General features: G+C 43.2%; 9 protein-coding genes. 4 read left to right on the top strand and 5 right to left on the bottom strand.

Annotated features, from left to right (window positions below; all coding sequences use genetic code 11):
* Window positions 1-15: 15 nt before the first annotated feature.
* The 3 genes from dusA to I6E61_RS05745 all read right to left on the bottom strand — a co-directional run bounded on the left by dusA (window position 16) and on the right by I6E61_RS05745 (window position 4,285).
* Window positions 16-990, bottom strand: coding sequence for a tRNA dihydrouridine(20/20a) synthase DusA (gene dusA / locus I6E61_RS05755; RefSeq protein WP_197131297.1), 975 nt, complete (start codon window positions 988-990; stop codon window positions 16-18).
* A 100-nt stretch (window positions 991-1,090) separates the two neighbouring features.
* Entirely contained in the window at window positions 1,091-2,392 is a 1,302-nt protein-coding gene (locus I6E61_RS05750) for an MFS transporter (RefSeq protein WP_197131294.1), read from the bottom strand.
* 252 nt (window positions 2,393-2,644) lie between these two features.
* The gene (locus I6E61_RS05745) at window positions 2,645-4,285 is read right to left on the bottom strand and encodes a phospholipase D family protein (RefSeq protein ID WP_197131291.1); all 1,641 of its coding nucleotides are present in this window, start codon (window positions 4,283-4,285) and stop codon (window positions 2,645-2,647) included.
* A gap of 597 nt (window positions 4,286-4,882) precedes the next feature.
* Between I6E61_RS05745 and I6E61_RS05740 the strand changes: the two genes are divergently transcribed.
* The 4 genes from I6E61_RS05740 to I6E61_RS05725 all read left to right on the top strand — a co-directional run bounded on the left by I6E61_RS05740 (window position 4,883) and on the right by I6E61_RS05725 (window position 8,839).
* Window positions 4,883-6,157, top strand: a complete 1,275-nt coding sequence (locus I6E61_RS05740) for an O-succinylhomoserine sulfhydrylase (RefSeq protein WP_197131288.1) — start codon at window positions 4,883-4,885, stop codon at window positions 6,155-6,157.
* 80 nt (window positions 6,158-6,237) lie between these two features.
* Entirely contained in the window at window positions 6,238-6,567 is a 330-nt protein-coding gene (locus I6E61_RS05735) for a YbaB/EbfC family nucleoid-associated protein (RefSeq protein ID WP_110922703.1), read from the top strand.
* A 218-nt stretch (window positions 6,568-6,785) separates the two neighbouring features.
* Window positions 6,786-7,379, top strand: a complete 594-nt coding sequence (gene recR, locus I6E61_RS05730; RefSeq protein ID WP_197131285.1) for a recombination mediator RecR — start codon at window positions 6,786-6,788, stop codon at window positions 7,377-7,379.
* A gap of 143 nt (window positions 7,380-7,522) precedes the next feature.
* Window positions 7,523-8,839 (top strand): ribonuclease D, encoded by a 1,317-nt coding sequence (locus I6E61_RS05725; protein ID WP_197131282.1) that lies wholly within the window; start codon window positions 7,523-7,525, stop codon window positions 8,837-8,839.
* Window positions 8,840-8,903: 64 nt separating this feature from the next.
* Here the strand turns inward: I6E61_RS05725 and I6E61_RS05720 are convergent, their stop codons facing one another.
* Both I6E61_RS05720 and gcvP read right to left on the bottom strand, forming a co-directional pair.
* Entirely contained in the window at window positions 8,904-9,578 is a 675-nt protein-coding gene (locus I6E61_RS05720) for an alpha/beta fold hydrolase (protein ID WP_197131264.1), read from the bottom strand.
* A 161-nt stretch (window positions 9,579-9,739) separates the two neighbouring features.
* Window positions 9,740-12,637: an aminomethyl-transferring glycine dehydrogenase gene (gcvP, locus tag I6E61_RS05715; protein WP_197131261.1), complete on the bottom strand. Its 2,898-nt coding sequence runs from the start codon at window positions 12,635-12,637 to the stop codon at window positions 9,740-9,742.
* Window positions 12,638-12,663: the final 26 nt, after the last annotated feature.

Raw genomic sequence — 12,663 nt, 5'->3', positions numbered from 1 at the left:
CGATGATAAAAGCGATTACATATCAGGATTCAATAAGAAGACTTCATCTGCCGCGCGTTTGATATCATCAATGGTCAGCTGAGGTTTGCCACTCAATGCCTGACGCCATTTACGTGCACCCATAAGTCCTTGGAACAACCCTAAATAATGACGCGTCATCGTAGGTAGCGGCTCACCTTTGGCGAGTTGCTCTTCGAGATAAGGATAAAGCTGCGATAGAATCTCTGAGCGTTTAGGTGTTGGCTCGTCGCCCCATAGACTATTGGCTTCTGCCAATAAGTAAGGATTGTGATAAAACGCTCGTCCAATCATGACCCCATCAATATGCTGCAAGTGCGCTTCAATATCAGCGATGGTGTCGATCCCACCATTGATTTCAATATCGAGTGCTGGAAAGTCTTGTTTTAGGCGATAAACATCTTCGTAGCGAAGTGGTGGTATCTCGCGATTCTGCTTAGGACTCAGCCCTTGTAGCCAAGCAGTACGTGCATGAACGATGAATCGTGTACAGCCAGCTTCGGCGACCGCCTGCACAAAATCTACCATAAACTCATAACTGTCAAAGTCGTCAATACCGATGCGGTGCTTAACCGTCACCGGAATATCGACTGCTGCTTGCATATGTTTGACCAAGTCTGCAACCGTATGAGGCTCTGCCATTAGGCAAGCGCCTATCTTATTATGCTGTACGCGATCTGATGGGCAACCAACGTTGATATTGACTTCATCATAGCCATGCTGCTGTGCAAATTCAGCACATTGAGTCATCTCACTGTTGTCAGCGCCACCCAGCTGCAACACTAATGGATGCTCTTGCGTATCAAAGCGTAGATGCCGTGCGCGATTACCATGTATTAGGGCACCCGTACTGATCATCTCTGTATATAAGTACACGTGCGGATTAAAAAGCCGTGCAAAGTACCGATAATCTGTGGTTGTCCAGTCGATCATTGGTGCGACAGAGAGTCTTTTATTGGTCATATCAACCATGATTGTTAAGCCTTAATATTCTAATCTTTGAAGATGTGGGGTTTGGTACAAAAATGTTTATACCAAATAATGGTATAAACATTTTAATGAATATCCCGTACTAGATAATATGATCGATTTTTTTGGCTTCAGGCAAATTATAGAAGTAAATACCCATTATTATCCCAATAAAACCGATGAACGCAATGTAGAGTGCTGGTGAGAAAGACACATAAATAGTGGCATAGCCAAGCCCGAAAGGTACTAGTACTCCGACGATGCCGTAGGCTATATTATAACAAAAAGCCATTCCTGTGAGTCTGACATTGGTTGGAAATAACTGCAAGATAATGGCTGGTATCATACCAATGATGCCAGCACAAAATCCTAACAGCGCATACATAATAAGGATGTAGTCACCGCTCCCCTGTAGGTGGTAAAAGAATGCCAGCATCTGAACGATTAATAGAATAGAACCAATTGTCAAAATTTTACCAAAATTTTGATGGTTAGAGATTATTCCATAAAAGATACAGCCAAGAATCATGAATATAATACCTAGACTGTGGGAAAATCCAAACAGATCGCTATCTAAGGTAAAGTGCATTTCAATCAAATCAGGCAACAAGAGCACAACCACAGTCGTTACACTAGAAACAATAAGCGTGAGAACCATACCAATAAATAATGAATGTTTGCAGTGCTTGAAGAGGAGGCGGAATGGTTTGGCAACGTAGTTATTTGGTTGCGAGCTTTTCATTTCAAGGAAAAATGGCGACTCATCGATCCATCGCCATGCCAATAGTGGCATAAGGCTCAAGGCAGCCGCGATGAAAAATGGTAAACGCCAACCATAATCAGCCAATTGTGACGTCGTCATGGCACTGGTCAGCCAAAGAAAGAAGGCATTAGAGAATAGTACCCCTACATAGAAACTGGCACTGACATAACTACAGACTACCGACGAATACAGCCGTGGCACATGCTCTGCCACAAAAATCCAAGCGAGTGGGACATAAATACCAAATGCCATGCCTTGTATAAACCGTAGGGTGATAAATAAGATGGGCGCAATCAATCCCCATTGTGCATAAGTAGGTAAGCTTGCCATTGCCAATAGGCTGAGCGCAGTCACTAATATACTGATTAATAGTATGGGTTTTCGACCTTTGATATCACCATAACGGCCAAAAATGATGCCACCAATCGGGCGTGCCAAATAACCAATCGTAAATAGTCCAAGCCCTTGTATCTTTGTAATAGTAGGATCGATGTTAGCAGGAAAAAAAGCGGCCGCCACAATATCTGAGATATATAAATAAATCAAAAAATCAAAAAATGCCACTGCACTACTAAAGCAGATAAACATTACTGTATTTCTGTCTCTAGAAGACATCAGTGCATATTGAGAACGAGAAGGCATAATAGATCACGCATATATAAAGGCATTCGTTAAGCCGGTTATTATCTAGATAACCGGCCATAATAAAAAACGACAAATCAGTATGAATAGATAATGATTTGTCGAAAAAATAAAGGTTTGGGAGCTAAAATATGATGGAACAAGTGTCTAATTTACAAGCGGTGAAGCTAAGCATACGCAAAAATTACTCACTCAGTTATGCTACGTTATTTAAATCTGAATGAGTGTTTCGAAGTCTATCAAGCGTGAACGCTATAGTAGCCAGTCAATAGGTAGCCATGACATGATAGTCAGCCAAACATGATCACTGACATCGACACGTGGCTCTGAATCGTAAACCACTTTTTTATCGTTTTCCATGGTTTGCCACTGTAGGTTACCATTGTCTAATAACTTGACTTCATAAGCCTTGCCTAATAGATCATCGCTAAGCGCACCATGCAACTGTCTTGCTAGCTCATCATCATTGATAATCACACCCATTTCGGTATTGATATTGGCAGATCGGGGGTCAACATTATATGAGCCAATGAATACTTGGTGGTCATCAACCGCAAAAGTCTTTGCATGCAAGCTGGTTGAGGACTGACTGCGCGCTTTCCATAGCTTGTTTTCGCGTTGTTCTTCAGAAGCGGTGGATTTTAGCTCATAGATTTTGACACCGGCACGAAGTAGGTTAGGTCGCCATTGGCTGTAGCCAGAGTGCACAGCAGTCACATCAGTTGCATCAAACGAGTTGGTTAAAATTTTGATATCAACACCAGCTTCGGCTAGCTTCACTAACGTATTTACGCCGTCTTTGGTCGGCACAAAGTAAGATGAGATAATCGTTAACTGCTTGGTTGGTGTACCTAACAATGTACGTAGCTGATGCACTAAATTGGTATCAGTGGGAACCGCCTTTGTTAGTTTGCCAACATCATCACTCAAAAACTGCATGTCCGTCCAACGAAAGGGCACACGTTTATTGATCAAATCATTGTCTATCGTTGAATCTTCAATTGCTGTTTTATAAATCGTTAAATCGTTCTCTTCTTTTTTGCCATCTAGACCAAGTTTGTCTAATGCTGATAAAAAATCAGACGGTGCGTCAGCATCGGCAGTGACTAGGGTTTCGATATCAAATGATAGCGGCGATGACCAATAACTTGTAAAGCTGTTGTCAATGTCTGCGACTACCTTACCAATCAGTAAAACATCTAGATCTGCAAATTGGCTGTTTTTATCATTACTTAGATATTCATCACCAATATTACGCCCACCAATAATGGTGATTTGCTTATCAAAGGTCATGCTCTTGTTGTGCATGCGGCGATTGATACGTGGTAAACCCGTGACGTAATTCAATGTTTGAAATTTACGGTGCATAAGAGGGTTGATAATACGTACTGCAATATTGGGGTGGCTAGAAAAACGTAGTAAATGTTGATCGAATGTAGCGTTATTATTAAAATCATCTAATAATAAACGCACAAGCACGCCGCGCTCAGCAGCTTTCCATAAATCTCTTAAGAGCAATTGACCTGCTTGGTCGTTGTGCCAAATATAATACTGTGCATCGATGTTGCGTGTGGCCATATCCGTCAATATACTACGAGAGGCAAATGCATTGGCACCAGTCACGATAGGGTGATAGCCTGACAGTTCTGGATGAATATCATTTTGCTCACTAACCGCCGCCACTAGATCGATATTATTGGCTATAGATGTTTTATTTTCATCAATGTTTTGGCTGCTTTTAGGTTGATACAGAGCCTCCACACGCGCTGATAACGCTTGGCTTTCAGGCAGATGTGGTTGCTTCGGTAAGCTTTGGCACCCAACCAGTCCTAAGGTAAGTCCGAGCGTTAGACTCAACGATAGATTGCTTGGATCTATACTGAACATTGACATAAATGAGCTGCCTTAGTAAGCCTTGATATAATAAAAATTCCGTTAAAAATAAGCATGATATCTCTGTGTTTTCTGACAGAAAATAGTGTCAATTATGGGACAAATGACAAAACTGCCCAAGGTGGAACTTAGATCGCCGCTAAGCTTATCAGCTGTTGGCATCTATGCCTATTATAAATACGTTATTTTTGTTAGATTTGGCGGCGCATTTATTGGTTGTTTGACTACTCTTTAATCCTTATTTGTCTTCAAAGATATAAATGTATATCGGTATTCAAAAATAACATTTGATAATCATCTGAAACCAGCTGTTTGGAATAAGTTGGCATGATATGATAACGCTGGTGTATTAGGGCGTGTCTTCATTTCAAAAATGGTGATAAAAATGAGATAAATTGCCGTCAAACAAGAAAAATAGCGCTGATAATATCGGGATATTAACCAGCTATTTGACGATGTTTGGCAAGATTTAGCCATTTTTAGCCCATTGAGATGACTATCGAGTGAATTGAAGACACGCCCTAAGTCAATAATTAAAAAATAAGCAGTCATTTTTATTACAGTCAAATTTATAACTATCAAAGTAACGGAAGATTTATGAGTCAGTCGCAAACCAATGATGAAAGCAATGCAAACAAATTAGATCCAAACTGGCGCAACGATGCCTTAGATTTAGGGCTGGATTATGGCATGCAGACCATTGCGGTACGGGCAGGTCAGCATCGTACAGATGAAGGTGAACATTCAGAGCCTATTTTCACTACCAGCTCTTATGTTTACACGTCTGCCGCTGATGCCGCTGCGCACTTTGATGGCACCAAGACGGGTAATGTTTACTCACGTCATACCAATCCGAGCGTGCGTACCTTTGAGCGTCGTCTAGCCGCCCTCGAAAATGGTGAGCGCGCCGTTGCGACGGCTTCAGGGATGGGTGCGATTTTAACCATGTGCTTGGCCTATTTGAAAGCAGGCGATCATCTACTGGCTGCCAATCAATTATTCGGCTCATCCATTGGTCTATTTAATAATTATATGGCCAAGTTTGGCGTTGAAGTTAGCTACGTTGATTGCTTCGATAACGAAGCATGGACGAATGCCGTTCAGCCAAATACCAAGGTTATTTATTGCGAAAGCCCAAGTAATCCGTTGGCACAGATTTGCGACCTTGGTTATCTCAGCCAGTTATGTAAAGCCAATGATATCTTATTAGTGGTTGATAACTGCTTTGCCACGCCAGCATTACAGCGCCCATTAGATTTGGGTGCCGATGTGGTGATTCACTCTGCAACTAAATATTTGGATGGTCAAGGTCGAGTACTCGGCGGCGCGCTGGTCGGTAGCGACAAGCTTATGCAAGAAGCATTTACCGTGGTACGCTCAGGCGGTATCAGTATGAGCCCATTTAACGCTTGGGTATTCACCAAAGGTCTTGAAACGCTTAAATTACGTATGCAAGCGCATTGTCAGAATGCCAACCAAGTAGCTGATTTCTTAGTCAATCACCCTAATGTGAGTACCGTGCATTTCTCAGGGTTGAGCGATCATCCTGCTCATGAGCTTGCCACGCGCCAACATCATATGAAAGGTGGCTATGGTGCTATCATGGGTTTTGAAGTAAAGCCGACTGCTGACCTTGACTCAAAAGCTGCCGCTTGGCATGTCATTGACTCAACACGGATGGTGTCTATCACCAATAACTTGGGCGATGCGAAAACAACCATTACCCATCCGGCGACCACCACACATTTCCGTCTGACTGCTGAGGCTCGTGCAGAAGCAGGCGTCAAAGATGGTCTTATCCGTCTGTCTGTAGGTTTAGAAGACGTAGAAGATATCATCAAAGATTTGGCGCGTGGTTTAGACAGTTTGTAAAGATAACGGTATAATCGCTGTTAGCACTTTATATTAGTCAAATATCAATCATTTATTATTAAAAAACAAAAGAGGCAACTATGAATATTCAAGCATTGATGCAACAAGCACAAACGATGCAAAAGAAAGTCGAAGCAAACGTTGAAAATGCTAAGAAAGATTTGGCCAATAAAGAAGTGCACGCAGAAGCGGGTAGCGGTCTGGTAAAAGTAACCATGACTGGCCGTCATGTCGTTAAGCGTTTAACCATCGATCCAAGCTTGCTCGAAGATGAGCCAGACATGATCGAAGACTTAATTGCTGCTGCTATCAATGATGCCGTTCGTCAAGCAGATGACTTGTATGAAGAAACTATGGCTGGCGCAACATCAGGTATGGGCCTACCACCAGGTATGCAAGGCATGTTCTAATATCTATTCCAGAGATAATCTAACTTGTTAGACTTACTGAACCTACTAGGGCAGTACTAGTCTTCCTCGTTATTTTTAATTTTTGGTATGGATAGGCGGCTTGTTTTATAGTTAATTGGCGATATGTCATCTGACTATAATGTCTAGTAAATGGGGTTGTTATCGACATGATACGACCCCATTTTTATAGCTACGGTTTATAGATAAAGGAAGTGGTTTTGCTGACAGCCAAATTTGATCAGCTGGTCAAACAGCTACGTATTTTGCCAGGCGTCGGGCAAAAAAGTGCCCAACGTATGGCGTTACATCTGCTCACCAAAAAACGCCCACAAGGCATGGCGCTCGCCCAAGCACTTGATGATGCGATGCGTGATATTGTTGAGTGTCAGCGTTGTCATAGTTTCAGTGATGAGGCTATCTGTCCGCTGTGTCAAGATCCTAGACGTGATGATGGGTTGCTATGTGTGGTCGAAACAGCAGCAGATGTGATGGCGATAGAGCAGACAGCAGGCTATCGTGGACGTTACTTTGTCTTAGGTGGACACTTATCACCTATCGACGGCATCAGTGCAGATGATTTAAATATCGATCAGCTGGTCTGGCGTGTCAAACAAGAGCCGGTTGAAGAGCTGATACTGGCCACTGGTACTACTGTCGAAGGGCAGACCACCGCACACTTTATCAGTGAAGCCGTTAGCCGTCATGTCAATAAAGTTACGCGATTGGCGCAAGGTGTACCGATGGGCGGCGAACTTGAGTATCTTGATAGTATGACGCTTGGTCAAGCCATACAAAATCGCTCATTTTTATAATATCTCTCTAGCCGTCAAGTCTTGCTCATTTGATTTTATGGTACTGTTATAATTGATGGTACTGTTATAATTGTTTTATTATTTCATTTTATTAAAACGTGGTTTAGCGTTTTATTTTCTCTTATTTATGCAGGTATCTGCCCGTGTCTAACCATGTTTCGAACGCTTCTACCCATTCAAACACTCAAGAAGACGCTTGTGTTGCTAATGATATATCCAGTCAATCACTTGACACCAATGTCGATTCAGCAGTATTACCACCACAACCAGATATCGATGCATTACTAGACATCGCTGATGACGCTGCTGTCACGTGGGTACGTGAGCAAAGCGGTCTGGCTCAAGTCATCAATGCATTGGCTACTTGTGGCCGCGTTGCATTAGATACCGAATTTATCAAGCGTGATACCTACTATCCAAGATTGGCACTGGTTCAGCTGAATACGGGTGACCATATTTATTTGCTAGATGCGCCGCAGTTGCAACTGGCTGAACTGTGGCAGGCGCTAAGTAAAGTGGATGTAGCGATTTGGCATGCATGCGGTGAAGATTTAGGCATTTTTTATCTGCTGTCTGGCTGTCCGCCATTGACCAATATATTTGACACGCAAATTGCGTTGTCTTATTTAACGGGTCAGCTGCAGATGGGTTATCAGCAAGCGCTTGATGATCAGTTAGATATGCATATTGATAAGGAACAAAGCCAGTCTGATTGGCTGCAACGTCCGCTATCGGATGAGCAAGAGCAATATGCGATTGATGACGTGCGGTTTTTACCAGCGTTGTATTTGAACCTTGAATACGAGCTAAAAAAACAAGGTCTGTACGACTATGTATGGGCAGATTGCCAGCTTTATGCCAGTGATTTGTATAATACGCAGCACGTTGAAGATGATGCAATGTATTTAACGATGGCAGATTATCGCTATAACTCGCAGCAGATGGCAATACTCAAAGGAATTGCTACGTGGCGAGAAGAGCTGGCGCGTGCGACCAATCAACCCCGTACATTTGTGATAAAAAAACAAGCAGTGCGTGAAATTATCACTGAAAAGCCTAATAGTATGCGAGAGCTAGCGCATAAAACAACGATGCATCGCAGTATGTTGCGACTGTATGGTGAAGAGTTGCTGAAGGTCATCAAAGACGCAAAGAGTTTGCCACCTGCTGAGCATCCCGATTGTCTATTACCGCCTTATCGTTCAAAAAATAAAGTCCTATCAAAGGCGGTGCAACAAGCGATAGATAATGAAGCGCAGAAAATTGGTGTGCCTGCTAATGTGCTGATGCGCAAAAAATGGCTTGCTCAACTGTATGAAGTTGTGGCTTTCAACAAAGGCATCAGCGAGTTACCACAAGGGCTAAAAGGTTGGCGTAATCATTGGATAGTGCATACCTTGATTCCAGTTATCGAGAAGCATAAAACTGAATTACAGCAAGGCATGGGTGTTCATGCTTAATAAGCATGAATGTCTGTTGGAGTTTGAGCATTGTTAATTGTTAACTATCAAAATCTCATAACGATCAGCGTTTAAATTGTCCATTTTGTAAAAAATATATTGCTTGTTTCGCAACGGATTTGTCGACTAGCATACCCGTATGTGAGACAGGCATCACGATATGATCGGCAGCAGCTTCAATCTTAGTTTCTTGTATATATACTGTGCCGTCATGCATTAGATGTTCTGCTGATGGCGCATTATCTGTCTTACGCAATTTTCGATTATGATAGGCTAGGATAGGTTGCCCTAAACCTTGCGCTTTATTGCCAGCTATGACGCCAAGTTCAATAGCTTTTGGCAAAGGGGCAACCGTGCCATCCAAAGCTTGCTCGTATGATTTACCGACAATCGCAGGAGCGAGTCGCCAAATATAATCGCCACTAATGCTGCCATTATGTGGCGTGCCTAGAGTCACACAGCGTCCAATTTTCCACTGAGGGTAGTGCGCTATAAAATCACGAATAATTAGCCCGCCTAAGCTGTGACCAATGAGATCGATGGGCTTGGCAGGATTGTGATTGCTCTCAAGCCAAGCGTTTAAACGTTGACTGTTAGTCTTGATTCCATCACGCATACTACGGTAGCCGTATTGATGAGTCTCAAAACCTGCTGTTTGTAAGCGTTTGGCCAGTGGTCGCATAATCCATGCCGTTTGATGCAGGCCATGAATAAGAATGACGCGATTTTTCTGTTGCATGTCTGCTCCAACACTATAAAAGTTATTTTATTATATCGATAAATACTATCATCATTCTCTGATGTTATTTAATAGTGTACACACAAAATAAAACCTCCAAGCCAGCTACTGACTTGGAGGTTTTTTATAAAAATCTACTTATGGTTGATCAAAGACTACGATTACAAATAGTTTTCGATACTTGGGCAAGAACACATGAGGTTCTTATCGCCATAAGCGTCATCGACACGTGCTACGCTCGGCCAGAACTTATGAGCGCGGATATAAGGAAGCGGGAATGCAGCTGTGTCACGGCTGTATGGATGCGTCCATTCGCCGCTAGTCACCATCGCAGCAGTATGCGGTGCGTTGACCAATGGGTTGTCTTCTAGCGTCCAACCATTTTCGCCAGCTTTGGCTTGTAACGCTTCAGCTTTGATAGACTTGAGCGCGCTGATAAAGCGGTCTAGCTCTTCTTTTGACTCAGACTCTGTCGGCTCAATCATCAAAGTGCCAGCAACTGGGAAGCTCATCGTTGGTGAGTGGAAACCATAATCCATCAAGCGCTTAGCGATATCGCTTTCACTGATGCCAGTCTCTTCTTTTAACGGACGAATATCGATGATACATTCGTGAGCAACGTGGCCGTTTTTACCTGTATATAGCACAGGGTAGTGGTCTTTTAGTTCAGCGGCCACATAGTTAGCATTTAATAGTGCCATCTCAGTCGCTTTTAGCAAACCATCACGGCCCATCATGGCGATGTACATCCATGAAATTGGTAAGATACTCGCTGAACCATAAGGCGCTGCTGATACTGCTGAGCAGTCTTTTTGCGCGTTGTGTACAGGGCTTAGCGTATGGTTGGCCATAAATGGTGCTAAGTGCGCCTTCATACCGATAGGACCCATACCTGGACCACCGCCGCCATGTGGAATACAGAAAGTTTTATGCAAGTTCATGTGTAGCACATCTGCGCCGACATCTGCAGGCTGCATCATGCCTACCTGAGCATTCATGTTGGCACCATCCATATAGACCTGACCACCATGCTTATGAATCAAATCACAAATATGACGAATACCTTCTTCGAACACACCATGCGTTGATGGGTAAGTGATCATCAAAGCACCTAGACGCGCGCTATGTTCTTCACATTTAGCGGTTAGATCATCGATATCCACGTTACCATTGTCATCAGTTTTGACCACGACCACTTTCATGCCCATCATCATAGCAGTCGCTGGGTTGGTACCATGCGCTGACATTGGAATCAAGCAAACATCACGGTCAGTCTCACCCAATGATTCGTGATAGCGACGGATTGCAAGCAGACCCGCATACTCACCAGAAGCACCAGAGTTTGGCTGCATAGACACATCATCGAAACCAGTAATGGCTTTGAGTTGGTCTTGTAAGCTATCAATCATGGCGATATAGCCAGTGACTTGATCACGCGGTGCAAAAGGATGCACATTGGCAAATTCAGGCCAAGTGATCGGTAGCATTTCACTGGTCGCATTCAATTTCATGGTACAGCTACCAAGTGAAATCATGCTACGGTTCATCGCCAAATCTTTGTCTTCAAGCGACTTCAAATAACGCAGCATTTCATGCTCGGTATGATGCGAGTTGAATACTGGATGCGTCAAGATATCATCGGTACGTAAGTGTGCACTATCAAGCGATACACTGGCAGCTTCAGGTAAGTCATGTGCTTTACTAACAAACAATTGCGTTAAGACATTAAAGTCTGTTTGATCACTGATTTCACTGAATGAAACGGCTAGTTTGGTATCGCCCAGACGCCATAAGTTATAACCAACATTGTCCGCATTTTCAAAAATCTGAGTGGCCAGACTTTCTGAACCACAATCAACCACAACGGTATCGAAGAACTGATCATGTACTACGTTTAAGTTGCTGTCATTAGCACCTTTAATTACATCTGCAAAGGCAGTAGCAAATGCATGGATACGAGTGGCAATACGTTTAACACCCGTTGGACCGTGATAAACAGCATACATACCTGCCAAGTTGGCAAGTAATACTTGTGACGTACAGATGTTTGAGTTGGCTTTTTCGCGGCGGATATGCTGCTCACGAGTCTGTAAAGCCATACGTAGCGCAGTATTGCCTTGCGAATCTTTTGATACACCAATGATACGGCCAGGTGCTGAGCGTTTGGCTTTGTCAGAGAAAGCGAAGTAAGCCGCATGTGGACCACCGAAGCCCATTGGAATACCGAAGCGCTGTGTGCTACCCAAAGCCACGTCTGCGCCCATATCAGCTGGTGATTTTAGTAGCACCAAGCTCATGATGTCACTAACCACACTGACGTACGTTTTATTTTCTTTAACAGCTGCGATGACGTCTGTTAAGTCTTTTACATCACCTTCAACACCAACGTATTGGAATAGCGCACCGAAATAATCGCCTGATTTAGCCGTTTCAAAATCACCAACGACCACGTCCCAACCAAAGTATTTGGCGCGGGTGTTGATAACATCTAATGTTTGTGGATAGACACGGTCATCAACAAAAAACTGCATCGATTTGCTTTTGCTCACACGTTTTGACATCGCCATGGCTTCAGCAGCTGCGGTTGCTTCGTCAAGTAATGAGGCACCAGCAAGTTCAAGACCTGTTAGATCGATACAAACTTGTTGAAAGTTAAGCAAGGCTTCTAAACGACCTTGAGCAATTTCAGCTTGATAAGGGGTGTAAGCAGTGTACCAACCTGGATTTTCAAGAACGTTACGCTGAATGACAGCAGGCATACGCACAGGCGAGTAACCTTGACCGATATAGCTTTTTTTAACAGTGATGTCATCTGCCATCGTACGCAGTTTCGCTAATGCTGCATGCTCGCTCATCGCAACTGGCAAGTCTAACTCTTTGTGCAAACGTACTGGCTCAGGCACGGTGTCATTAATAAAGCTTGCCATATCTTGATAACCAACAGCACTCAGCAAGTCAGCTTGTTTGGTGTCATTTGAACCTAAATGACGGTAGACAAATTCAGCTTCGTTGAATAGTCCTTGAAAAGTATCAAACGTCGGGTTTTGAGAGATAGTCATGATAGTCCTTGATTAAGGGAGTAATA

The sequence above is a fragment of the Psychrobacter sp. NZS113 genome (genome assembly GCF_015864825.1).
GTDB lineage: Bacteria > Pseudomonadota > Gammaproteobacteria > Pseudomonadales > Moraxellaceae > Psychrobacter.
The sequence above is the reverse complement of the archived record's forward strand: the minus strand, read 5'-3'. Positions and strand labels throughout refer to the sequence as shown.